General features: G+C 48.7%; 25 protein-coding genes. 11 read left to right on the top strand and 14 right to left on the bottom strand.

The features are described 5' to 3' along the window. On the bottom strand, positions 1-297 hold the full coding sequence (locus tag AC5SLM_RS06560; RefSeq protein ID WP_495250139.1) for a hypothetical protein: 297 nt from the start codon (positions 295-297) through the stop codon (positions 1-3). Between the two features lie 173 nt (positions 298-470). Here AC5SLM_RS06560 and citC point away from each other — a divergent pair, with 173 nt between their 5' ends. Further along, a complete protein-coding gene (citC, locus tag AC5SLM_RS06555; protein ID WP_495250138.1) occupies positions 471-1343 on the top strand; it encodes a [citrate (pro-3S)-lyase] ligase in 873 nt (290 codons plus the stop codon). Here citC and AC5SLM_RS06550 read toward each other — a convergent pair. The 7 genes from AC5SLM_RS06550 to mobB are packed head-to-tail and all read right to left on the bottom strand — an operon-like array spanning position 1340 to position 7165. Then, the gene (locus AC5SLM_RS06550; RefSeq protein ID WP_495250137.1) at positions 1340-2272 is read right to left on the bottom strand and encodes a calcium/sodium antiporter; all 933 of its coding nucleotides are present in this window, start codon (positions 2270-2272) and stop codon (positions 1340-1342) included. The genes citC and AC5SLM_RS06550 overlap by 4 nt on opposite strands. Beyond that, positions 2272-2691: an rRNA maturation RNase YbeY gene (ybeY, locus tag AC5SLM_RS06545; protein ID WP_495250136.1), complete on the bottom strand. Its 420-nt coding sequence runs from the start codon at positions 2689-2691 to the stop codon at positions 2272-2274. The genes AC5SLM_RS06550 and ybeY overlap by 1 nt, the downstream gene beginning before the upstream one ends. A gap of 9 nt (positions 2692-2700) precedes the next feature. Continuing rightward, positions 2701-3699 (bottom strand): hypothetical protein, encoded by a 999-nt coding sequence (locus tag AC5SLM_RS06540; RefSeq protein WP_495250135.1) that lies wholly within the window; start codon positions 3697-3699, stop codon positions 2701-2703. Continuing rightward, the gene (metG, locus tag AC5SLM_RS06535; RefSeq protein ID WP_495250134.1) at positions 3696-5618 is read right to left on the bottom strand and encodes a methionine--tRNA ligase; all 1923 of its coding nucleotides are present in this window, start codon (positions 5616-5618) and stop codon (positions 3696-3698) included. Before metG ends, AC5SLM_RS06540 begins: the two co-directional genes overlap by 4 nt. A gap of 15 nt (positions 5619-5633) precedes the next feature. Then, positions 5634-5834: a hypothetical protein gene (locus AC5SLM_RS06530; RefSeq protein ID WP_495250133.1), complete on the bottom strand. Its 201-nt coding sequence runs from the start codon at positions 5832-5834 to the stop codon at positions 5634-5636. Beyond that, positions 5821-6663: a class 1 fructose-bisphosphatase gene (locus AC5SLM_RS06525; RefSeq protein ID WP_495250132.1), complete on the bottom strand. Its 843-nt coding sequence runs from the start codon at positions 6661-6663 to the stop codon at positions 5821-5823. Before AC5SLM_RS06525 ends, AC5SLM_RS06530 begins: the two co-directional genes overlap by 14 nt. Then, complete coding sequence (gene mobB / locus AC5SLM_RS06520; protein ID WP_495250131.1) at positions 6656-7165, bottom strand: molybdopterin-guanine dinucleotide biosynthesis protein B; 510 nt, start codon at positions 7163-7165, stop codon at positions 6656-6658. Before mobB ends, AC5SLM_RS06525 begins: the two co-directional genes overlap by 8 nt. Before the next feature lie 154 nt (positions 7166-7319). Between mobB and AC5SLM_RS06515 the strand changes: the two genes are divergently transcribed. Next, positions 7320-7781, top strand: coding sequence for a hypothetical protein (locus AC5SLM_RS06515; protein ID WP_495250130.1), 462 nt, complete (start codon positions 7320-7322; stop codon positions 7779-7781). Here AC5SLM_RS06515 and AC5SLM_RS06510 read toward each other — a convergent pair. The 3 genes from AC5SLM_RS06510 to AC5SLM_RS06500 are packed head-to-tail and all read right to left on the bottom strand — an operon-like array spanning position 7714 to position 10878. Next, positions 7714-9360, bottom strand: a complete 1647-nt coding sequence (locus AC5SLM_RS06510; RefSeq protein WP_495250129.1) for a lytic transglycosylase domain-containing protein — start codon at positions 9358-9360, stop codon at positions 7714-7716. The genes AC5SLM_RS06515 and AC5SLM_RS06510 overlap by 68 nt on opposite strands. After that, on the bottom strand, positions 9350-9643 hold the full coding sequence (locus tag AC5SLM_RS06505; RefSeq protein WP_495250128.1) for a YggT family protein: 294 nt from the start codon (positions 9641-9643) through the stop codon (positions 9350-9352). Before AC5SLM_RS06505 ends, AC5SLM_RS06510 begins: the two co-directional genes overlap by 11 nt. Further along, positions 9640-10878: a glutamate--tRNA ligase gene (locus AC5SLM_RS06500; protein ID WP_495250127.1), complete on the bottom strand. Its 1239-nt coding sequence runs from the start codon at positions 10876-10878 to the stop codon at positions 9640-9642. Before AC5SLM_RS06500 ends, AC5SLM_RS06505 begins: the two co-directional genes overlap by 4 nt. A gap of 213 nt (positions 10879-11091) precedes the next feature. On the opposite strand from AC5SLM_RS06500, the gene AC5SLM_RS06495 reads away from it, so the two are divergent. Next, a complete protein-coding gene (locus AC5SLM_RS06495) occupies positions 11092-12474 on the top strand; it encodes an FAD-dependent oxidoreductase (protein ID WP_495250126.1) in 1383 nt (460 codons plus the stop codon). A 21-nt stretch (positions 12475-12495) separates the two neighbouring features. Here AC5SLM_RS06495 and AC5SLM_RS06490 read toward each other — a convergent pair whose 3' ends face one another. The 3 genes from AC5SLM_RS06490 to AC5SLM_RS06480 form a co-directional block, all read right to left on the bottom strand. After that, positions 12496-12906: a hypothetical protein gene (locus tag AC5SLM_RS06490; RefSeq protein WP_495250125.1), complete on the bottom strand. Its 411-nt coding sequence runs from the start codon at positions 12904-12906 to the stop codon at positions 12496-12498. Between the two features lie 12 nt (positions 12907-12918). Beyond that, the gene (locus tag AC5SLM_RS06485) at positions 12919-13647 is read right to left on the bottom strand and encodes a Rieske 2Fe-2S domain-containing protein (protein ID WP_495250124.1); all 729 of its coding nucleotides are present in this window, start codon (positions 13645-13647) and stop codon (positions 12919-12921) included. Positions 13648-13781: 134 nt separating this feature from the next. Further along, on the bottom strand, positions 13782-14705 hold the full coding sequence (locus tag AC5SLM_RS06480; RefSeq protein WP_495250123.1) for a manganese-dependent inorganic pyrophosphatase: 924 nt from the start codon (positions 14703-14705) through the stop codon (positions 13782-13784). Between the two features lie 222 nt (positions 14706-14927). Between AC5SLM_RS06480 and AC5SLM_RS06475 the strand changes: the two genes are divergently transcribed. From AC5SLM_RS06475 to AC5SLM_RS06440, 8 genes are all read left to right on the top strand, one after another. Continuing rightward, positions 14928-15533, top strand: a complete 606-nt coding sequence (locus AC5SLM_RS06475) for a MarC family protein (protein WP_495250122.1) — start codon at positions 14928-14930, stop codon at positions 15531-15533. Positions 15534-15596: 63 nt separating this feature from the next. After that, positions 15597-16238, top strand: a complete 642-nt coding sequence (locus tag AC5SLM_RS06470; protein ID WP_495250121.1) for a Crp/Fnr family transcriptional regulator — start codon at positions 15597-15599, stop codon at positions 16236-16238. A gap of 361 nt (positions 16239-16599) precedes the next feature. Next, positions 16600-17136: a cytochrome c nitrite reductase small subunit gene (nrfH, locus tag AC5SLM_RS06465; RefSeq protein ID WP_495250120.1), complete on the top strand. Its 537-nt coding sequence runs from the start codon at positions 16600-16602 to the stop codon at positions 17134-17136. 12 nt (positions 17137-17148) lie between these two features. Further along, positions 17149-18660, top strand: a complete 1512-nt coding sequence (gene nrfA / locus AC5SLM_RS06460; RefSeq protein ID WP_495250119.1) for an ammonia-forming cytochrome c nitrite reductase — start codon at positions 17149-17151, stop codon at positions 18658-18660. A 92-nt stretch (positions 18661-18752) separates the two neighbouring features. Then, positions 18753-21407 (top strand): cytochrome c biogenesis protein, encoded by a 2655-nt coding sequence (locus AC5SLM_RS06455; protein WP_495250118.1) that lies wholly within the window; start codon positions 18753-18755, stop codon positions 21405-21407. Continuing rightward, positions 21400-22065, top strand: coding sequence for a hypothetical protein (locus AC5SLM_RS06450; protein WP_495250117.1), 666 nt, complete (start codon positions 21400-21402; stop codon positions 22063-22065). Before AC5SLM_RS06455 ends, AC5SLM_RS06450 begins: the two co-directional genes overlap by 8 nt. 52 nt (positions 22066-22117) lie before the next feature. Beyond that, positions 22118-22783, top strand: a complete 666-nt coding sequence (locus AC5SLM_RS06445; protein WP_495250116.1) for a Crp/Fnr family transcriptional regulator — start codon at positions 22118-22120, stop codon at positions 22781-22783. Between the two features lie 9 nt (positions 22784-22792). Further along, positions 22793-24157: a type IV pili methyl-accepting chemotaxis transducer N-terminal domain-containing protein gene (locus AC5SLM_RS06440; protein ID WP_495250115.1), complete on the top strand. Its 1365-nt coding sequence runs from the start codon at positions 22793-22795 to the stop codon at positions 24155-24157. The last annotated feature ends 53 nt before the right edge of the window (positions 24158-24210 follow it).

The raw sequence follows: 24210 nt of genomic DNA, 5'->3' as shown, positions 1-24210 counted from the left end.
TTAATTGGGTTCAAAATAAGCCAACTCCCTAAGCAAGGTTCGCACTTCGTCTTCGTCGAAAAAGAGGTTATGGCGCAATTCTTTGGCAAAACGCTTCAACAGCTTCGCTTTTTCTTCTTTGAACCTTTCCCTGTCTTCTTTAAAGGGAGAGAGTTTTTGGTCGAGAAAAAGCAGGTAAGAGGCTTTGATTTGCGCTTGCTTTTCTTCTTTACTCTTGGGGTGCAAAGTGGGCTTGAGTAAGAGCCACGAAAAACCAGCCAATATGCCTACCACCGCGATAATACCGAACGTCTCCATAGCCAACCTTAATGCTGTTTTAAAATAAGTCAGAAGGTAAATAATTAGAAAAAATAGTTAAGAAAAAGAAAAGCCTAATGCAAGCTTTCGCTGTTATAATCCTCTGACAGTTTCGGTATTGTACTAAAAGCTAGGCACTTTTGGTACAAAATTAGGCAAATGAAGGAGAAACTATGGGGCAATGGGTGCGCTTTAGCGAATTTGATGCGACCAACGAACGGCGTGTTGCAAAAGTCAAGGACTTTTTGGACAAAAACGAGTTGGCGTTAAGCGACGACGTGGAGTTGTTTGTGACCGCCAGCGAAGAGGGCGAGATGGTAGCGTGCGGGGGCATTAGTGGAAAAATCCTCAAATGCGTTGCCGTAACACCGCGCCTTCGTGGGCAACGGTTTGTGCTAAAGGTCATCGACGAACTGCTTGCCGCAGCAAAAAAGCGCGGGCAAGAAGAGTTGTTTTTGTTTAGTGCGCCTAAGAACCAAGCGTACTTTGAATCCCACGGGTTTAAACTCATTGAATCAAGTGGGAATGAAGTGTTATTGATGGAAAACAGTGACAATTTGACGCACTACAAGGCGCGCTTACGCCAAAAGCGCGTTGAAGGAGAGGTGATAGGCAGTGCCTTATTGTGCGATTCTCCCTTGCAAGAAAAAGAGATAGCCCTCATCGCTCAAGCGTCCAAGCAGTGCGATTGGTTGCATATTTTTAGTGTGTGCGAAGACGGTTCACATTCGAGTGAACGCACGGAAGCACTAGGGCTTGCTGTGGCAGAATTTCCCAACATTACGGTGCATGAAAATTCTGAATACTTGATTTCAAAGGCGACGTTTCCCACGTATTTCATCAAAGACCAAGAGCATATTAATGCTTTGCATGCGGAGTTGGATGTGAAGATTTTTAAACGTCACATCGCCCCCGCCCTTGGCATCACCCATCGGTTTGTAGGGTGTGAGAGTGACGTGAATGAAGCGTACAATACCCTAATGAAGAGGATTTTACCCCAGTCTTGGGAAGATGCGCCCTCTATCGAAGTGGTGCAGCTAGGCTAAAAAAAGCGCCCAAAACTATTGCTTAACATAAGGACTAGGATGGCGAGTAATCCTAGTCCCGCCGAAGGGTTATACAAGCGGTTGGCAGTGAGAAACACAAGCATGATGCTTGCTGCCCCTGCGCATGCGATGTCAAAGCCATTGGCGGCAAAATCCACAGGAAGAGGGTTAAATAGCGCCGCGGCCCCTAAAACAACGGTGAAATTAGCAACATTTGAGCCGATGATGTTGCCAATAATCATATCCCCATTTCCTTTGCGTGCGGCAACCACACTCACGGCAAGTTCGGGCAAGCTTGTCCCTAGGGCGATGAGCAAAAGGGCGATGAGCCACTCACTTACCCCCAGCCCTCGCGCAATCAACGCGCCACTTTCGATGGTAAAATGTGCCCCGCTAAGCACGCAGGCAAACCCCAAAAAGAGCCACAAAGCACTCTTTCCCCACGCAAAGGTTTTTGCATCAAGCTCCACCTCTTCGTTCCCAATTTCCGCATCTTCTTTGTTTAAAAAAAGTAAGTAAGCCCCCATCATCATTAAAAAAACTACCCCATCGAGCATCCCAATAACCCCATCGTAGGCCATGAGAAGAAAAAGGACCAAGGGAAACAGTGCCCAAGCGCTGTCGTGCCTAAACATGTCGCGTTTAGGGGTGATGGTTTTGGCCAAAAGAAACACAAGGCCCAGTACAAGGGTGATGTTAAAAATCGTACTTCCGATGACATTGCCCACAGCCATCTCTCCCTTGCCTGCCATGCTAGCAGAAATGCTTGTGGCCATTTCAGGCAGACTAGTTCCTAAGGCAATCAGTGTTGCCCCAATGACGTAATGGGAGATGCCAAAATGCAAGGCAATGCGCTCACTTTGGAAAATGATGTGGTTGGCACCGTAAATGAGCACGGCCATGGAGAGGGCAAAAACGAGGTATTCCATTACGCCTCTGTTCGCACGATGAGGCTGGGGGGAAGGCCAAAGTGGTGTACCAACTGTGCCTCTTTTTCACGCATTTCCCCTGCGTCTGTTTCGTGGTCAAACCCAAGCAAGTGCAACACACCGTGGATAAAAAGCAAGCTAAGCTCCTCTTCTAGGCTGTGTCCTAGCGCCTTTGAGACTTCATCGACGGCGTCGATGTTGATGATGATAGTGCCCAAAGGCGCGTGGGGAAAGGGGTCGATGGGGAAACTGAGCACGTCTGTGGGCGCGTCGATGCCACGGTGTGCCTTGTTGAGCTCTTGCATTTGGGGCGCGTGGAGGATGAGCAGTTCTATTTCAAGTTCAGACAAAGCAGCGGCGATGGCTTCTAGGGGCGCAAGGGAGAAGGTGCTGTTTGTTTCATTTTCAAGCGTAATCACAGGGGTTCCTTAAAAAAGGCTCAATTGGGTTGAGCTAGGTTGGTGGGAAAGCGTTGTTTCTATCTCTTCTTTGTTGCCCAAAATCAGCCCATAACGAAAGGTGTGTGGGTCGAGGGAAAGCAACGCGTCGACGTTTGCGTACGTTTGGGTGGTCTTTACATGTAAGGCTTCGCCCAAAGGTTTACATGTAAAGAGGGAAAGCGTAGGAAAATGGGTCTGAATGTAGGCAATTTCTTGTTCAAACAAGACCGGGTCAGACTCAATAATCAAGGCTTGGCGTGTGGTGCCAAAAGGGTGGATGCGCAACCGTTTGTCCACAAAAAGGGGCTCAAAATGGGCGATGGGCTTGAGGTGCCATGGGGTGTATTCAAGCGCGAGTGTGTCCAAAAATTCTACCACTTGTGCAAAAGACGTGATGAAGATGGAAGATAGGGGCAACTGGCTGTAGTAGCGTTCCTTGTGGGTAAAGGTGCTTTGAAACAAGGTGCTTCGCTCTAGTAAGCACGGAGGGTGAAGCAAGGGAGGAAGCACGCTAAATTGGGGGGCGATTTTTTCAAGCAAGGAACGGTTGGTGGAGAAAAAAGACAAAGGCGCGTGGGTTTGCATCAAAGTGGTAAAAGAGTGGGCAAGGGAGTCGGTTAAAAAACACAAAGATTTTGGCAAGGAAAGGGCGCGCATAAGGGCGTATTGGAGGGGAGAAAGGTGCACAAAGCGATGGTGGTGGCTGGCAATTTCAAAGCGCATGAGGCGGATGAGTGCCATCTCAATGCTCTCAACCCGAATCCAAGCAATCTCAGGGTCACTGATGGGCACATCTTTGTCGGTAAAGATGGCATACGCCCCTTTTTTTACCGCCTCTTCTATGGACGCAACAAGCCTATCTTGGGCAAAGTAGGCAACCCCGCGTTGCACAGAAGAAGGCTCAAGGGCAAACCCCTCAGCCGCGCTCACCGAGGGGTTCGTGAGCAGTACCCCTTCGGTAAGCCGAAGTAAATTATCAAGTCTCATCCCACCGAAGCGCCGTTTTCCCTAGGGTTTTCAGGACGCATGAGGCACAAGCCCGTGCCGTCTTTTGCGGCCAAGAGCATGCCATAACTCTCAAGTCCCATGATTTTAGCGGGCTTTAGGTTGGCGACGATGCACACTTGGGTTCCCACAAGGCTTTGGGCGCTGTAGTGTTCTTTGATGCCCGCGATGATTTGGCGGGTTTCACCCTCGCCCACGTCCACTTGGAGCTTTAAGAGTTTGGCGCTTTTGGGCACCTCTTCGGCTTCGACGATGGTGGCGATTTTGAGTTGGCTTTTGAAAAATTCTTTCACATCCACCAATCCTTCTGTCACTTTAGGCGCAGTCACTTTGGGTGTCTCTTTGGGCGGAGGCGTGGGCTCGGGTGAGTCCATGCGCTCTTCTTCGATGCGTGGAAACAAAGGAGGAATTTTTTCGATGGTAAAAGGTGCAAGAAGTGCTTCTTGGGTGATGAGCGCGTCATACCCCTCTTTGTCTAGGGAAAAGTGCATTCCTTTGGCGATTTTTTGGCAGGTTTGAGGCATGATAGGAGAGAGTAAGAGGGCCACTTTAGCCAAAAGGTTGGCCACGAGCGCCACAAGGGCTAGGGCTTCTTCGGTTTTGCCTTCTTTGATTTTTGCCCACGGTTCATGCACGGTGATGGATTGGTTGGCAAGGGTGAGTACCTTCCAAAGCTCTTCCAAGTAGCGGTTGGTTTGGACTTCTTGAATATAGCTTTCTACGTGGCGCAAAATGGCATGCCCCTCTTCTAACTCTTTGGCGTAAAACTCTTTCACGCGTCCAGAGTCGATGACGTGGTTGCTGTACTTGCCGCTCATGCCAATGATGCGGTTTAAAAGGTTGCCAAATTCATTGCCAAGGTCGGAGTTGATACGGTCGATGAGGGCTTTTTGGCTAAAGTCTCCATCTTGCCCAAAAGGGACTTCGCGGAGCAAGAAAAAGCGGAAATTTTCTAGCCCGTACGCATCCGCGACTTCTTTAGGGTTGACCACGTTGCCCTTGGATTTGCTCATCTTTTCACCGTTGCGCGTCCACCAACCGTGTGCGGCGACGTGTTTGGGAAGAGGCAAATCAAGGCTCATCAAAAACGCAGGCCAGTAGATGGCATGAAAGCGCAAAATGTCCTTACCCACAAGCTGCATGGAGGCGGGCCAGTAGTCCATTTTGGCATCGTCTTTGCCGTATCCTAGGGCGGTGATGTAGTTTAAAAGGGCGTCAAGCCACACGTACATCACGTGTCTGGGGTCGTTCATGGACTCGGGTAGTTTTACCCCCCAATCAAAACTGGTGCGGGTGATGGAGAGGTCTTTGAGGCCTTGCTTGACAAAGCTAATCACTTCGTTTTTTTTACCCTTTGGCACCACGCATTTTTCCTCTTTTTGGTACCACTCTAAAAGCTTATCTTGGTAGTTGGAAAGGCGGAAAAAGTAGCTTTCTTCTTTGACAAGGTTGGTGGGTTTACCGCAATCTGGGCACCCGCCATCGTCTAAGAGCTGGGTTTCGGTAAAGAAGGTTTCACAGCTTACGCAGTAAAAGCCTTCGTATTCGCCCTTGTAAATGTCACCTTTGGCAAGCATGACTTCAAAGGCTTTTTGCACCCCACGTTTATGCTCTTCGTCGGTGGTGCGGATGAAATGGTTGTAGCTAATGTCAAAATCATCCCACAAGGCTTTAAATTTGCCGCTGATTTCATCAGCATACACCTTTGGCGTAAAGCCTCTGGCCTTGGCGGCTTGTTCGATTTTTTGGCCGTGCTCGTCGGTGCCTGTAAGCAAAAAGGTGTCACTCCCTTTGAGGCGATAATAGCGCGCCATGGTGTCGGCAATGATGGTGGTATACGCGTGGCCGATGTGCGGCACGTCGTTGACATAGTAAATGGGGGTGGTCACGTAAGATTTCATTCTATTTCCTGTGGGTTAAAATTCAAATCCGCCGCCTTGGCCCTTGGCCATACTATCATACACGGCGGCAACGTACTCTTTGCGAAGGGTACATGTAAAGAGGGCATCGCACTGAGTGCAACTCTCATGGGTTTTTTCCTTTTGACACGCTTGCAACCGCACCTTGACCTCTTCAAGGCGTTGTTCAAAGGCATCCAAAGCTTCAGTAGCTTGCATAGGTTGCCCTCACCGTGGCGATTTCTTCACGGGAACCAAAAAAGCATGGCGTGGTGTCGTGGGCATGGCTGGGCGTGAGGCCCAGTAAAGGCACTTTGCCATCAATGGCTTCGCCGCCTGCTAGGGTGTAAACAAAGGCAAAGGGAAACACTTCAAAGACCATGCGCAGTTTTCCCTTGGGCACATCAGAAGTGGCAGGGTAGGAAAACAACCCGCCTCCTTTGAGGAGGATTTGGTGCAAGTCTGGCACCATGCCCCCGGAGTAGCGCAAGCGGTACCCTTGGGCAAAGAAGCCATCAATCATCGCTTTGTGGTGGGCAGGCCAGTGCTGTTGGGTGCCGCCAGGGGCGTTGAGTTTGCCTTTGGGGTTTAGGGTTAAGGTGCGCACAAAGGCGAAGTTGCCCTCAGGTGTGAGGCGGTAAAGGCGCACGTCTTCATGGGCGATGACCAGCTCGACCCTAGGGCCGTACACCACGTACACGGCGGCTTTGAGGTTTGCCCCGCTAATGCCCCCTTCGTAAATCCCAAAAATGGAACCCACGCTCAGGTTCACATCCACCAAACTTGACCCATCCAATGGGTCGTATCCGACGATGTAGCGTCCCGTTACATGTAAAGGGGTTTGAGCCTCTTTTTCTTCACTGATAATAGCCTGTACGCTCGTAACCGAGGCAAAGGCTTCTTCGATGATGTGGTCGCTTAAGACATCAAGTTTAAGTTGGGTATCGCCCGTGGCGTTGGTGTGGCTTGTGGCGCCCGTGTCGGCGTTTACGATGGCACGGCTAATGCCAATGGCGGCGTGTTTGATGGCGTCAAAAATCTCAGTCATTTTCCCTCCTTACCTCTTTAGCATGGGCCAAAATCCACGTACACAACGCCTCAGGGTCGTTTAGGTCAAGGATGTCTAAGTGTGCGGGGATATCATAAGCCTTTAAATCCACGCTCTCATCCACCGCCAAGGCGTCGCTGACGTCAAAATACGCGGGGTCTAAACGGTCACGAAAGACAGAAATACGTGGCAAGGGAAGGGTTTTGAGGCCTTCGACAAGCAAAATGTCAAACGCGCCAAGCATGCTAATAATGCCCTCGATGTCGCGGGGTTGTTTGGAAAAATAGGTGGTGCGACTGGGGGAGGCGACCACAACTTCTGCGCCCGTTTGGCTAAATTTCCAACTGTCTTTGCCCTCTTTGTCAAAGACGGCTTTGTCGCTGGGGTCATGCTTGATGATGGCGAGTTTGTAGGTTTGGCTTAGGATGTGGGCAACTTTGACAATGGCGGTTGTTTTACCACTGTTAGAAGGCCCCGAAAAGGCGACGGCGCGTGCATTCATACCACTCTCTTTGTGCTTAAAATTGGGGGATTATAACAAAAAAAGGTTTAAACCCCCTTCTGTCTAGCCCTAGCGTTTTTGTAAGAGGCTTATTTAATCCTTTCCTTAAATCAAACAAGCTACAATACCCCCACTTAAAAATTCAGGGTATAACATGCGGTATGCAATCATATGTGTTGTGGCACTTTTTTTAGCAGGATGTGCACAAAAAGAGACATTAGTGACGCCTTTAAAAAATCAAGCCATCACTAAAACCCAAAAAGCTGAGATTATCGAAGAAGAAAAGCGTTTTTTAGTGATAGGTACCTATCTAAATGACATCGCACATGCCAACGCGCCACTGGACACGGAAGAGCATTTTATCATCGCCTTGTATGAAGGAGGAGAAAACCCCTACAAGGCACCCATTCAAGGGGTGCGGATGAATGATGTGAATGCGTCGTGGGAATATTTGGAACGCGAAAGCCCGCTTTTAGCCTTGCTTCCTATGTCCAATAATTGGAGCCATTATTATCACATTCGCGCTCCGCTAAGTTACCCCGATACGCTTATTTTGGAGATCGAAATCGATCCGTCTCGTCAGGTTCGCTTAACTTTTCAAAAAGATCCCAAATAGAGACGGCTTCTCCTTGCAAATGGCGGTAGATAACGTAGTTTGCAAGGACTTTTTTCCCATACTCCCGACTCTCCGCGTAAGGCACAAGCTCCATGCTTAAAAAAGGTTCATACGGGCCTTTGTTAAATAAATCTCCCCGTTGTAACAGGCGCCTTGTAAAGCCAATACCCCCATTGTAAGCGTAAGCCACAAGTACGGGATGGTAGAGCCATGTTTCAAGGTAATCTAGGTGAATAGTGGCAAAACGGTACGCGATGTGGGGTTGAAACATGTGGTCAATATCAAAACCCTCCATCCCTTCTTTGCGTGCAATGTCGCGGGCTAAAAAAGGCATAAACTGCATCATGCCAAGGGCGTATGAAGTGGAGATAGCCGCAGGAATAAACCGACTCTCTTGCCTAGCAATAGCAAAAATAAGTGCCTTGCGTTTAGTCTCAACCCCTTCTAAAAGTGCCTCATAGGGCATGATGAAATAGGGTGTTTGGTAACGGCTAAGGCGCTCTTGCATAAAAGCATATTGGGGTAGGGTTGCTTGGGTGTTGAAACGCTTTGCAAACGCTTCAAGTGCATCTGCTTCCATGCCACGCAGGTGCTCTAGGGTAAAGCGCCACGTAAAAGGGTCGGTGATGGAGTAGCCCAAAAGCACCTCTTCTTGGGGAGAAAGATGGGGAAGCTCAGGCAAAGGCTTGCCAAGTTTTTCCCGGGCTGCTAGCGTGTACATGTTCACATCAAAACTCTCCGCCAATGCTTCAAGATACCCTGCTTCTTGGGTAACAAGGTAGCGCCAAAACAAGGCCTTGTCTTTATCAAAGCGTAACGAAGCACCCTCAAAACTCGCGGCAAACCATGCATCGGCTAAGGGTAAAAGGTTTTGTTGCAAGGCCATAAGCCCAAGAAAAAAAGCACTTTGCGCACTGGGGCGACTCTCTTGGGGAGAGAGGGTGAGCAGCGAAGTGCTAAGTTCCGTGTGTGTGCGTTCAAACAAGACTTGGGTGACAAAGGTTTGAAACAAGGGGTGGGTGCTAAAAAAAAGCAGGGTTTCTTTAGGGAGTGGTCGGTTGAGTGCTTGTTTGCGAAACGCTTCGCTTGTGTTTGTGAACAGGTAAAGAAAATGGGGTGCCCCATTTTCCAGCATGGCAGCATGGGGGTCTTCGGCGCTTAGGAGAACCATCCATGCAAAGGTTTCAGGGTAAGCCGCGTGTACCTTTTTGAGGGCATGGTCTTGCTCAGCTTTGGAGAGGCTTAGAAAAAAAGAAGGGCTCATGCGAATGGCTTGGCAGTCTGTCTTGGCACTCAAAAATGCTTTTTTATCCAGGCGCAAGCACGCGATAGCTTCTTTGAAACCGGGCTCTTGGATGGTGTCGCCAAAGGCGTACAAAAGCGTATTGCTCATGCGGTGGGCTTGGCCTAGGAGTTCCCATGCTTCGTGAGGCGTGGGAGAATGCTCTGTAAGGTAGCGGTAAATGTAATAGTCTTTTGCAAGGCTTCTGGGGTAGAGCTCAAGGGTTTTAAAGTCCAAAGCGCCACCCAAAAGTGTGCTACATGTAAAGCAAAAAAGCGCAAAACGCTTAAAGGCCATGGGCTATCCCAAAAAGAATTTTGACAACAAAAAGGTCCAAAAACTGCAACACAAGAATGACGATGATAGGCGCTAGGTCAATCCCACCAATGACGGTCGGGATATAGCGGCGAATGAAGGCGTACACAGGTTGCGTGAGGCGCATAAGCGTTTGGACGATGGGATTATAAGGGTCAGGGCGCACCCAAGTAATCAACGCGGCGATGATGATAACCCAAATGTAAATGGTAATCACCATGTGTAACAATTGGGCGATGGCTTCGATAAGTGTTGAGAGAATCATGAACGTACAATCTCCTTTAAATAGGGGGTAATAAGAGGGTAAAGCTCCCCAAGGTCGGGGCTGTGGTGTGAGCCTGTGAGTAAGGCACGCAAAGGGGTCAAGAGGTGTTCGCCCTCAAGCTTACATGTAAGGCTAAGGTGGGCGATTAGTGCTTCAAAGGTTTCAAAATGCGGCGCGTGAAGCAGGGCATTTTGCAGGGTTTCAAACGCCGTTTCAGCGCCCTTTGGCGCAACTTTTGGGGAAAAAATGGCGTGAAGTTTGGGCTTAAGCTCTTGCAAGGTGGCGGCTTCTTGGGTGTAAAATTTGGCCAATTTTCCAAAATCTGCGCCCGAAAAATCCAATAACGCGGCCAGTTTAGCATCTTCCATGCGCAAGAGGTGTGCGCGGTTGAGGTGGCGCAAGGTTTCCATGTCAAAGGGTGCGCTAGAGCTAAACCCCTTGCTTGCATCAAGCCAGACTAGGGCTTCTTCTGGGGTGAAGATTTCGCACGGGGTTTCCATGCTAAGCAAAAGGAGGTAGTTGCTGATAGCTTGGGGTAAAAACCCTTCTTCTAGCAACCAAGCCACCCGCCACCCCTCATCTTGCGCGCCCATTTTTTCGCCCTTAGTATTTAAAAGGGCGGGCAATGCGATGATACGCAAGGGTTCATTAAACCCAAGGCTACGGTGGATGTGTTCGTGTTTGGGTGCTTGGGCCACGCGTTCTTCATCGTCGAGTAGCACGCTAATGCCTTGAAGCATATCGTCCACCGCGCAAGCAAAATCCTCCGAAGGGCTTTTGTCGTGGTGGAGCAAGACAAAGCGTTCAGGGCTTTGGGACGAGGCTTTGATGCGCACTGTAAAGGGTCCTTCGTTGTTAAGAACTTCTTCGTTGCTCAAGGTTTCACACGTGCCATCATACAAGTAAACTTCGCCGTTGTTTCTGGCCGTCTCTTCTTTGGCTTCAAGGGTTTTGGGGGTGCAAAAACACGAAAAGGCTTTGCCATTTAAGAGCAAGGAAGCGGCGCATTGGTGGTGGAATTTAAGGGTTTCGCTTTGGTAATGCAACCCATCATAGGTGATGCCAAAGGCGGCAAGCACGTCTAAAACCTCTTGGTCTTTATGGGCCTTGTGTGTGTTGTTGATGCGCACATAAAAACGCGCCCCGTCTTTTTTCGCGCAAAGATAATTAAGCAGCGCAACCCGAAGGTCGCCTAGGTGCATATCTTCCGTGGGGGAGGGGGTAAATCGGTACATACTTATCCTGTTTACATGGGATTTACATGTAAGGGTTTTACATGTAAGAATGGGTGGGTATTATAGCAGGAGATTCTTAATGGCCTATGGCGCCACCCCGTTTTATAAAGCCTTCCTTTGTTGAGTGATATTGTTGTGATTCTTTAACGCTTCTTTCAAATGAAAGGATTATGATAGTGACGAATTTATCCAAAAAATCGCAAGGAGTGAGACATGGGATTAAATCGTAGAGACGTGTTAAAAGTCGGTGGCTTGGGTGTAGTAGCTGCTGCGGTGGGAGGATGTGGTGCTTTGACGCAACCTGATGCTCCCGCGCAGAGCCAAAAAACGCAAATATGGCTTATGGACAAACCAAAAGGAAACCGTGTGGTGGTGATTGGCGGAGGCTTTGGCGGCCTTGCGTTGGCAAAATCGGTGCGCCAAAACAGCCCTGAGAGTGAAGTGGTGGTGCTAGAACGCCGCGACTTGTTTTTTTCTTGCCCCTTTTCCAACACCTACCTTGCAGAGATGGATGGGGTGGATTTGGGTGTGTTGACGCGGGATTATTATGGCCCGGCTAAAGAGTTTGGGTATCGGTTTATCCAGTGTGAAGTGGTGGGAATTGAGCGTGCTAAAAAAACCGTGAGTACCAGCCTTGGTGACATTGGCTACGATGTTTTGGTCCTTTCTCCAGGCATTGCCTACGCCTATGACCAGCAATTCCCCCAGTGGGATGCTGCTAAGATTGCCCGCGTGGCCCAAGAAGCGCCTGCGGCCTTAATTGCAGGCAATGAACACTTAGCGCTCAAGCGCCAGTTGGAGCAAATGGACGATGGAGACGTGGTTATTACGGTTCCCTTTGGCAAATACCGTTGCCCGCCCGCACCCTATGAGCGTGCGTGCATGATTGCCCATTATATGGATACAGAAGGCATTGAAGGCAAGGTAATCATCCTGGATGCCGCCAAAGAGCCTCAGGCTAAGGCGGGTGCTTTTAAAGAGGCGTTTAATGACCTTTTTAAAGAGCGCATTGTCTTTGTGGGTGAGGTGAAAATCAAAGACGTTGATGTGGAGGCAAAAGAGATTATCTACACAACAGAAGATGAAAATTTTAACACAAAAGAGCAGGTATTGCCCTATGGGGTATTGAACCTCATCCCTCAAAACAAGGCCAATCCTGTCATTGCGATGGCGGGCATTGAGACCAATGCTTGGGGTGGTGCGAAGCTTAAGGGCGCGGGATTTGTTTCTGTGAGTGACCCTAACGTGTATGTTGTGGGAGATTGTGTGGGACATGGGGTTCCTGCAAGCGGCCAAGCGGCCAATTGGGCAGGTAAACGTGCGGGCAAACACATCGCTTTGCGTTTTGCAGGAAAGGCGGTGGATGAGATGGCGGAGATTCCTTATAAAAATGCCAACATGTGCTACTCCATGGTGGGAGCAGACCCCGAAGAGGCCGTCATGGTTACCCATGAGTTTGTGTATGAAAATGGGATGCTTGTGGGAAAGGGGTTTGTGCCCAAAGACGTCGCGAGTGGAAAATTTAGAACCACCCAACTTGGTAGAGCGACAAGGGAGTGGTATCGGGGAATTATGAGTGATATGTTTGGGGTGTAAAACCCCAAACAAAGGGACGGGTTACTTTTCCCAGTCCCTTACCCGCATGTGGCATGAGGCACATTGGTTGAGGATGAGCCCGTACATGTCAATGGCTTCAAAATAATCTTTTTCATCGTAGGCTTTAAGCATAGCGTTGGTGTAAACCTTAATGCTTTTGGCTGTTTTAGTGGCAAATTTGTGCGCACTGGCTTGCTCTTTAGGCAAGTAATCCTCCGCATCCACCGAATCAAGGGCGCGAAGGGCTAACACCAACTCTTCTGCTCCTTTGTAAAGACAGGTTTTGCACTGCCCTACAAGGGTTTTTTGCATATGGCTTAGCGCGTTTGTCATGGCGCGCATGTCTTCTAGGCGCTCTTTTTTGGTGTATTGGGTGGCATTTAGTGCGGTGCCAAGCACCATGGCGAGTGCCAATGCTATCAATGCTTTCATGATTCAACCCCTTTAATATTGAATGATTTCTTTGGAAAATTCGCTCAGCGTAACCGTGGCGGTGGAGACCTTAACCAATTGCCTTGCCTTGCGCGCATTTTGGAACCTGTCGGCTAACTGCGGGCGGAAAATGCGAAAATATTGGTGAAACATTTCCACACCAAGAACACCTGAAGCATAGACCTTGTCGTTGGCTTCGTCGTATTCTAAGACAATAGAAGCGAGCGGTTCTTTGGCTTCTCCTGCAATGCTTTTTGCCCCTTGTGTTGGATCAAAGGCGGAAAGATGGGAAGAACATACCACGACCCCGCCTGTTTCATAGGCCAAGGTTTTTCCCTCTTTTGGGACATAGGTAATGAAACTGTCCTCGGGGTTGGGATGGGTGAGGGCATGGGAGCAAATGGCGCTAAACGCAACCACATTGCTTTCTTTACCTATGCCGCCTTTCCAGAGGTAGGTTTCTCCAGAGGCAGATTTTAGAACAACCTCTTGTTTGGCAGGGTTGGGAAGTTTGATGAGAAAACAGGGGGTAGCGATATGGGGATAATGAAACACATAAGGCACTTCGGTGGAGAGTGCACTTAAGCGCACCGGTTCGCCTTTGCTGTCTACGAGTAACACCCGCTCATAACTAGCAAAGAGTGCGCCGTCATTGGCGAACAAATACCCTCGAATAAGTGACGCAGATGCCGCCACCAACAAACCTGAGCCTAACACTTTGTGAAACGTGCGTCGCTGCATGGGAACCTCGCTACTGGGAATATAGTCAACCATTTTAGTCGGATATGTCTTACGAAGTTCTAAAGGTGAAACAGTTTTATTTTTTAGCAAGGGAGGGCAAAGAAAAAAGCTGGGGTTTGCCCAGCTTTTAGGTGTTAAGAGGCAAAAACCTTTTCTAAAAAAGGCACCACTTGTTTTTTGCGGCTAAGGACTTTGGGAAGCCAAGCTTGGTGGTCTTTGAGGGAGGTTTTAAATGCTTGTTCGACTTTTTCAGGGGCGTCGCTGAGACATAAAAGTTGGGAGCCTTCGGTGATGATGTCGGTTAAGAGGAGCATGATACTGTGGCGGTTTGTTTCGTTTTTCATGACACTAAGTTCGGCAAAGAGTGCCTCTTTCATTGCATCAAATACACTCAAATCTACCACTTCGAGTTGCCCGATGCCTACCATGGAACCGCTCATGTTAAAGTCTTTAAAATCGCGCATGATGAGGTCTCTTGGACTGGTGCCCTTAACCGCGGACTTGACCATGAACATCTCCATGCCCAGGGCGCGCGGGTCTTCAAGTCCGACGATTTTAGCGAGCTCTTTGACGGCTTTGGTGTCTTCGCGGGTGCAGGTGGGGGATTTGAAAATAACCGTGTCGCTTAAAATGGCGCAGAGCATAATACCTGCAATTTCTTTTGGGATTTCCACATCATGGTAATCGTACATTTGTTTGATGATGGTGTTAGAACATCCCACGGGGCGAATCCAGCACTCAAGAGGGGTGTCGGTCGTGAGGTCACCCAGTTTATGGTGGTCGACGATGCCAAGAATGGTCGCTTGTTTGATGTCTTTGGGGCTTTGGGCGAGGTCGGAGTGGTCCACGATGTAGACCTCTTCACCTGCGTATTCGGTTTTAAGCACAGGGGTTTCTACGCCAAATTTTTCTAAAATAAAGCGCGTTTCAGGGCTGAGTTCTCCTTGGCGTGCAGGCACACAGGGTTGTCCGAGTTGGGTTTTAAGGTACGCAAGGGAGATGGCGCCACAGATGGAGTCTGAATCAGGGTTGGTGTGGCCAACGACATAAATAGGCATAAGTATCCTTTGGAATTAAATGTTTGTCATTATAACGGATTTGCGTAAGGGAAAGGTTAAGAAGGAAAGATAAAAGAGGGGAAAAAGACAAGAGCCCCGATTGGCGGGTGGGGCTCTTGATTACAAAAAGGGTGTTGCTTTGTTTGGACAAGTGAAGTATAATCCCCTCAATTAAACAGCGTCTAAACGGACGGTAAATAAAGAATTAACTAAGGAGATTTTGTGGGTGAATTTTCCCTTTTATCGACAACAATTTTACTGGTATTTGTGTTGGACCCTTTTGGAAACGTGCCAGTGATTTTGAGCATCTTAAAGGGAATCCCAAAGGAAAGACAACGGCGTATTATTGCCAGAGAGATGGTTATTGGTCTAGTGATTTTGGCCCTCTTTTTGTTTTTTGGTGAAAGTTTTTTAGCCATGATGCACCTTGAAACCGAAGCGGTGCGCATCGCAGGGGCGGTCATCTTTTTTGTCATTGGGGTGAAGATGATTTTTCCAGGAGAGGCGGGGAGTGCGAGCTTGTATGGCAAAGAAGGAGAACCCTTTGTGGTGCCCATTGCGATGCCTTTGGTGGCCGGCCCTTCGGCATTGGCGACCTTGTTGGTACTCTCAAGCGCCCATTCGGATGCCTTTGGTGTGTTGTTTGGAGCATTGATAGCGGCGTGGGTATTTTCGGCGGTTGTGATGATGCTTTCTCCTTTTTTGTTGCAAATGCTTAAAGCTAAAGGGTTGATGGCACTAGAGCGTTTGATGGGGATGTTGCTCTTGATGTTGGCGGTGCAAATGTTTATCGACGGGGTGCGCGGGCTCATTGTCTTAGGGGTTTAAGACAGATTAACTCTTTTTAAGGGTTGGCTTTGTAAGGTGTGGGCATGTTTTTAAGGAGTTTTTATGTTAGATTTACAAACCATCACGCTTTTTTCAAAGTTGGGTAAGGAAGACCTAGCGCTGTTAGAGCGCATTAGTACGGTAAAGTCTTACCAAAAGGGAGAGATTTTATTTTACGAGGGGGATGCCCCGACCTATTTACATGTACTGCTTGATGGGGTGCTGAAACTGTACAAGACCAATTTTAAAGGCACGCAGATTTTTTTGCACCAGTTTTACCCTATCTCTTTTGTAGCCGAACTTGCCAATTTTGAAGCCATCCCTTACCCTGCTACGGCGGAATTTATGGTGGATGGTCAAGTGCTCAAGATTGAGTATGAGACCTTTAAGGCCGAACTGCTAAACAACCCCCAGCTCTCTTTTAACATCATCCAATCCCTCTCCGCAAAGCTCAAAATCATGTCTGAGGTGGTGCATAAGGAGATTATCCTCACCTCCGAGGCCAAGGTGGCAAAGTTTATCATCGAACACACGGAGCTTTTTGGGGATTTAAAACACACCAAGATTGCCGCACTGCTCAACCTCACCCCCGAAACTTTGTCGCGCACCTTGACGAAATTTAAGCAAGTTTCTCTCATCAGCATGGACGAATCGCTCAACATTACAAACTACGACGAAGCAAAACTGCGCCAACTGTACGAATAATTTTTAATCCTATTTTTTCGCCATTTAACAAGAAAGCCTCACGGTTGCCTTTTTCAATAAAAAGGCAACACTTCTTAAACTAACCCCTCCTAAAGATACGCGTTTAACCCCCTAAAAAGCCTTACATGTAAAGCAATACCGCAAGATGACTATTAAATAAATCTTAAATAAAAGAGATGAAAAAAAGAAGCCTTGTTGACCTAAGTCAATGCTTTATGGTTCGTCACTTCAGTACAATCTTCTGACGTATTGGTAAGAGCGATTACCAAAAAAACACATAAGGTTTGCAAAAAGGAGGCGTGAAACCTAGGGGTAGAAAAAGCGGTGTTGCAGCGCGCAACCAATCCAAATCAAGGAGGGAATGTTGAAACCAAATAAATTCCTTATATTTAGTGCACTGGGTGCATTTGTGTTTGCTGTAGGGATGTTTGCCTACACCGTACACGCCTCAAAAGCACTCTCCTACCTCTCTAGCGATCCCAAAGCGTGCATCAATTGTCACGTCATGAACACGCAATACGCCACATGGCAACACAGTGCGCATTTTGGAAACGCAACCTGTGTAGATTGCCATTTGCCGCGCGGAGATTTCGTGGACAAATACATCGCTAAAGCGGTCGATGGCTGGAATCACTCGGTTGCCTTTACGCTACAGAGTTTTGACCACAGCATCAAAATCAGCGATGATGGCGCCAGACGTGTGCAAGAAAACTGTATTTCCTGCCACGCAAGCCTTACCTCGACGCTAGTGAGCAATGCAGACCACTACCACACCTTTGATGATGCGAGTGTGGACACGGGAAGACGATGCTGGGAGTGCCATAAGGGCGTGCCTCACGGGAAGGTGCGAGGGTTAACCACAACGCCAAACAATTTGGGCGTTAAAGAAGTACTATAAAAGGGAGTGTTGATGAAGAAGTTTAAACTGTTACTTGTGGCTTCATTGCTAGCGATTGTTGCAATGGCGTTTTTAACAAGCAATATTAATGCAAGAGAAGCAGAACGTGTCGCCTTAAATCAAGTGCAAGGGATTCCTGCGAATGCTTCGGTGAGCTCAGAATGGGCGAAGTATTATCCCCGCCAGTATGACTCTTGGAAACGCACCAAAGAGGGCGATGAGATGGAGGATTTGCTCAAGAAAAAGCCTCAACTTCCCGTCATTTGGGCCGGGTACCGCTTTGCGATTGATTACAATTCGCCGCGCGGACACTACTACGCGGTGCAAGATAACGTCAACTCGTTGCGCACAGGTGCCCCGGTGGATGACAACACGGGCCCTTTTCCTACGGCGTGTTGGACGTGTAAATCCACCGATGTGGTGCGCTTAATGGAAGAAGATGGCGAGCTTGAGTACTTCACAGGAAAATGGGCACGCTATGGTAGTGAAGTGGTCAATAGTATCGGATGTTTAGATTGCCACAACCCAAAAACCGCCGAGCTTGCCATGGGGAGAGAATACCTCAACCGTGGTCTTGAAGTAGCAGGACTTCCCCGTTTTGAAGACGCTACGCACCAAGAAAAACGCTCCTTAGTGTGCGCCCAGTGCCACTCCGAATATTACTTCAAAAAAACCGAGTACACCGACAAAGCAGGCAAAGACCAAGTGGCCATGGTTGTCACTTTACCATGGCATGAAGGCTTGAGTGCTGAGGGAATGGAGCGTTACTACGACAGTATCGACTTTAGCGACTGGACGCATGGCATCTCTAAAACCCCGATGCTCAAAGCCCAACATCCTGACTATGAGATTGCTTCGACGGGTATTCACTACCAAAAAGGTGTCTCATGCGCGGATTGCCACATGCCTTACACCCAAGAAGGTTCAGTGAAATATTCTGACCACAAAATCGGAAACCCGTTAGATAACATGGACCGCAGTTGTATGACCTGCCACCGTGAAAGCGAAGAGAAGCTACGCAACATCGTCCATACAAAATTTGAGCGCAAAGAGTTTTTGATGGAAATTTCCATGGATAACCTAGCCAAAGCCCACCTCGAAGCGGGTCGCGCCATAGAACTAGGTGCCACAGACGAAGAGCTTCAAGCGATTCGTACCTTGCTTCGCCATGGACAATGGCGTTGGGATTATTCCATCGCAAGCCACGGGTCATTTTTCCACGCACCCGAAGAGACCTTGCGGTTACTCGCGGATGCCAATGAAAAAGCCCAACAAGCGCGTATTTCCCTTGTGCGCCTTTTGGCAAAATACGGGGATGCCCAGTACATGGCACCTGATTTTGACACCAAAGAAAAAGGCCAAGCCCTTGCGGGTGTAAATCTTGAAAAAGAGATTGCGGCAAAACTCAAGTTTAAAGAAACCCTTGAAAAAGAGTGGCACGCCCAAGCCAAAGCTAAAGGGTTGTTAGACGAGGCAAACCGTAAAGATGTAGATTTAGAGTCTTCGTACTTTAAGAAGAAATAGTTGTTTTTTATCCCCAAGGGTTTCCCTTGGGGATAGTGTAGTTTTTAGCTTTACATGTAAGGCTAAAAAGTGCTAAAGAGGAAAGTGAGCAAATGGTAAAACGCATAGTGGGTTCTTTTTGGTTGATGCTAGTGTTGCTCTTGACTCTTGGGTTAAGTGCGGGTGTGGCGACCTTTGTGGAAAATGACTATGGCACGTCCACGGCGCGCGTTGCGGTGTATGAGGCGTGGTGGTTTGAACTCCTTTTGGTGCTGTTGTGCCTCAACATGGTTGCCGTGATGCTCAAAACACGCATGGTGCGCCATTTACCACGGTTTCTCTTTCACGGGGCCTTTGTGCTCATCATACTAGGCGCGGCGTTGACGCGGTATTTTGGCGTAGAAGGGGTGCTAAACTTGCCCCAAGACGAGAGGGTTCAAGGCTTTTTAAGTGCGCAAAACAGCATTGCTTTGACCTTAAATAAAGAGGGAAAAACCCAAGCGTATACCTTTGCTTACACGGCAAACGCGTGGAACAATACTTTTAGCAAAAGCGTTGCCTTTGAAGGCCAAAACGTGCGCTTACATGTAAAGCGTGTGGAGATTGAAAAAAAAGGTTTGGCGACTAAAGCGACCCTTGAAATGGAACTGTTTTATAAAGACATCACGCACCGCGTGCGCCTTGAAGAGCAAAACCTCAGGCTGGCCGAACCGGTGATTTTTACCCTGGGTGATGTGCACGTGGCCCTCTCTTATGGCGCCACTTACATGCCCCTTCCTTTTGCAGTGACGCTAGAGGAGTTTGAGATTGTCTATTACCCCGGAGGCACTTCGCCCGCGACGTACGGTAGTCACGTGCGCATCGGAGACCAAAGCTATCCCATCGGCATGAACGCCCCTTTGCGCCTTGAGGGGTACGCCTTTTACCAAAGCTCTTATGATGCACACGGGAGCATTTTGTGGGTCAATAAAGACCCCGGCAAATGGCCCACATACGCAGGGTATGGGCTCTTGTTTTTGGGGTTGATTTGGAACCTTTTAGACCCGCGCTCACGGGTGCGTACGCTCATGGCTAAAGTGCGTGCCCACGAAGCCGCCCTTGGTGTGTTGCTCTTGTGTGCCCTTAGTGCGCCCTTGCAAGCCCAAACCTACGAAGAGCTCTATTTGGAGGAGCATAAAAAAGGCTCTGTGGCTTTAGCTCAAGCGTTTGGGGAGCTAGTGGTGCAAACGCGCGCGGGGCGCATGAAGCCCATGGATACCCTCAACCGCGAGATTTTGCGTAAGCTTACGGGAAAAGAGACTTACTTTGGCATGAACGCCAACCAAGTGGTGTTAGGGATGCTCACCCACCAACGTCTTTGGAAGCGCCTACCTCTCATTAAAGTAAAAGACCCTAAGATTAAAGAGCTCATCGGCTTGCCCAAAGAGGCTTCTTTGGCAACCTTTGAAGATTTTTTTCGAGGCTCTGTGTACAAGCTAGAAGTCTTAGCCCATCAAGCCCACCAAACCAGACCAGCCAACCGAGGCACCTTTGAAAAAGAGTTGATTCGCGTGGATGAGCGGTTAAATGTGGCGGTGATGAGCTTTTATGGCGCGTTGTTTCGGTTTTTTCCAGACCCCAGTGATGTGCACGCGCCGTGGTTAAGCATGGATGCCATGTGGGCGCAAAAAGCCCACGGCATGCACCGTGCGACGCAGCGTTTTATGGACCGCGTGTTTGCCCGCGATTATGCGGGTGCGATGGTGCCTTTGGATGAAATTGCAACCTACACCAAAACATTTGGGGAGCCTTACTTACTGAGCCCTACGCGCCTTCAGGGGGAACTTTGGCTTAACCGTTTGGGGATTTTCCCCCGCTTGATGGGGTGGTATGTAGGGCTTGGGGCGTTGTGTTTGCTTCTCGCCTTTACCCACCTTGGCAAAGAGCGCCCAAAAGCATGGCTGCACCGTGTGCTCTTTGGCACGCTAGCGGCGCTGTTTGTGGTGCACACTGGCGGGATTGTGTTGCGGTGGTACGTGGGCGGGTTTATTCCCATGAGCAATACCTATGAGTCCATTGTCTACATCGCGTGGTCGTGCGCACTGGCGGGGCTTGTGCTGTTTCGCCGTTCGTTTTTTGGATTAAGTGCGGCGTTGTTGCTCGCAGGCATTTTTATGTTGGTGGCGCATTTGGGAAACAGTGACCCGCAAATCACACCTTTGGTGCCTGTGCTGCACTCTTTTTGGCTTAGCGTGCATGTGTCTATCATCACAGCAAGCTACGGATTTTTGGGTGTGGGCGCTCTTTTGGGTGCGATGAATTTGCTGTTGATGGCCTTGGCAAAATCCTTACATGTAAGGCGTGAAAACGTGGCATATTTGGCATGGGTGAATGAAATCGCGCTCATTATTGGCCTCACGCTTTTGGTCATCGGAAATTTTCTTGGCGGCATTTGGGCCAATGAATCGTGGGGACGGTATTGGGGGTGGGACCCCAAAGAGACGTGGACTTTTGTGTCGATTTTGCTCTACGCCCTTGTGGTGCATTGGCGGTTTTTGCCAAAGTGTTACAGTGTGTTTAGCTTTTCCCTTCTCTCTTTGCTCTCCTTTGGGTCGATTTTGATGACCTATTTTGGGGTGAATTTTTACCTCGCAGGGCTGCATTCCTATGCCTCAGGCGACCCTGTGCCCCTTTCTGTGTGGGTCTTTGTTCTTTTGGGTGCCGTGGCCGTATTGGCAGGAGTGGCGTATAAAAATCAATCTTATGTAAAAAAGGAACAACATGAATAATATGTTTAAAAAAAGTCTCCTGTGCTTGGTGTTTGGTGCCTGTTTGGCCTTTGCTTCGGAGGTAAAAATCCACGAAGCACAGGTAAAAGAGGTGGTGCACGCGGGAAGCTATACCTATTATGGCATTCAAAATGGGGAGCGCAACTACTGGGTGGTAACGCCGCGCAGTGCCTTGCCTGTGGGGGCGTGGATGCGTTTTAAAGAAGAGATTGCCATGCCCTCATACGAGAGCAAGGCGTTGGGACAGACTTTTGAGGATGTGATTTTCACCAGTGATTTTCAGTACCGCACCCAAGAAGACGAGGCAAAACATTTGGCCTTTATCACCGAAAAAGTTGCCACTTCGCCTTTTGCACAACAAGGAACCCTGAGCATTCAAGAAGCCATGGAAAAACGCAAAGAACACGCGGACAAAACCGTGGCGATTCGCGCCAAAGTGGTGAAAGTTTCCCAAAACATCATGGGGCGCAATTGGGTGCATTTGCAAGATGGCACAGGCACGGGCGATGTGGTGGGGCGGATTGTCGCTACGACCTTGGAGACACCGCGCGTGGGAGATGTTCTTACCGCCAAAGGGGTGGTGCGTGTGGATAAGGATTTTGGCTCAGGGTATGTTTATGCCATCGTGTTAGAAGAGACGGTATTTGAAGGGAAATAACCTTTACATGTAAAGGTATGCTACACTGCCTTACATGTAAAAAAGGAAGCCAATGCAAAGCCAGATTACGGTTGCTTTTTTGGATTCAATCCCTCTGTTTTCAGGTCTAGAAACAGGCGTTTTGGAAGCGTTGTGCGCCTGTTCCAAGCTTGCGTATTATGGGGTTGGCGAAACCTTGTATTACGAAAAAGAGGAAGACCCGTATTTGTATTTTATCGTGCAAGGTGGGGTGAAATTTTACAAAGTAGACCGCTACGATAACGAGATTTTTTTGTACCACTTAGGCGCCAACACCCTCGTGTTTGATGTGGCGAAAATCTGCCAAGACCACTGTTTTGTTTGCTATGCTAACGCGGAATTTACCCAAGATACCGAACTGCTTGCCTTTGAGAGCGTTGGATTTAGAGACGTGTTAAAGGCAACCCCTTCCTTGATGCAGCGCATTTTAAAAGAGTCCTTCCGCGCCATCTCCCAACTTCAATGCATCATCAACCGCGACGTGGTGTTTGATGGGTCGGCCAAGGTGGCCCATATGCTAGTGAGCGATTTGGAGAACTTTAACATCCTCAAAAAACACGAAATTGCGTACATGCTACACATTCAGCCCGAAACCCTCTCGCGCATTTTGAAAAAGCTAGAACGCAACGGATTCATTGCAATTGAAAAAAACTGTGTTATCATCCGCGACGAAATCGCCTTAAGAGAAATTTATGAATAGGAATTTGGCATGAAACCCTCACGCATTAGCACCAAACTGCGCATTGTTGGCGGCTTGCTTTCGTTGATGATTTTTCTCATCATCGGCCTTGTGATTGCCATGAACGAACGGTCCAAAAAAGATTCACTCATCATTAACATTGCAGGCAAGCAGCGGATGCTCACCCAAAAAATGAGCAAGGAAATCTTCTTTTTGCGCCACCGCGACAGCCATGACTTTCGCCAACTTGATGGGGCGATGGAGTTGTTTGAAAACAACCTCAATGACCTGCGTTTTGGCAACACCGACCGGGGGATTTACGCGCCCCAAAACAGTGTGATTGAGCGCAAATTAGAAGAAGTCGCCGCAGGATGGGAGCCTTTTAAAGAAGAACTCGAAAGCCTGAAAAAAGGGATTTTGAGTGTCAAAAGCGACAAAGAAGTGCTTAGCAAACGCATCGAACTGCTTTTGAATATGTCCGATAAAATCGTCCAAGAGATGGTTACCAAGCACTTAGAGGGGGTGTACATCGACCTCTCAGGCCGCCAACGGATGCTCTCCCAACGCATGGGCTTGTTCATCGAACGGTATTTGCGCACGGATAATAGGGAGGATTATTTTTTATTTATCAATGCAAAGGCATTGTACGATGAAACCCTTACCATGTTTGCGCAAGATACGACCATCCAAAGTCACCCCGACGTGCACGGGGCGGTAGTGCATTTGCAGCAGTATTGGGGAGAGTTTGAAACCTACGTAACCCATTTGCTAGAAATCGAGCGCGCCATGAACGCCTCCATCGCCTATGTGAATCGCAACAACGTGCGCATTTTGGACAACATGGATGAAGCGGTATGGCTTTATACCGAACACAGTGAGAGCAAAAACCAACTCTTGGTCAATGTGCTCTTTTTAGTGGCCATCATGGCGATGTTTGTCATTTTGTACACCTTTGTATTGGTGCGCGACATGGTGTCTAACATCGACCGGTTTGTGGACAGGGCAAAACGCCTTGCCAACACCGACACCGTCACGCCTGAAACCGTTTCGGTACCTGAGGGCATGGAGACGGAGCTTCAAGAAGCGTCTTCTTATTTGCAAACCTATGTGAGCAAGGTAAGCCTCGCGATGCGCTCTTCCGAAGAAGCCATCAAGCGGGCGGAAGGTTCCATGAGCGAACTGCAAGCGTTGGCGGAAAATGTGGAAGAGGCCTTGCGGGATTTGGTGCTTGATGAAGAGACACGCAAAACATTAGGGCGCAGCATGAATGTCACCGAAGACATTGCCATTGAGTCGACCGAAAGCTTGATGAACGTTTCAAAGATGCTCAATAAACTCAAAGAAAACCTCAATACCTTGGCGCAAAACGCCAAACAGCCTCCTTTGAACTCCTAAAAAATGGACAGCTATGGCTTGACATAGGTCATAGCTTTACCTCTTGGGTAAAG

It is taken from the genome of Sulfurospirillum sp. HTRB-L1, assembly GCF_059415125.1.
Note: the sequence above shows the minus strand (reverse complement) of the source record. Positions and strands in the feature narration are given on the sequence as shown.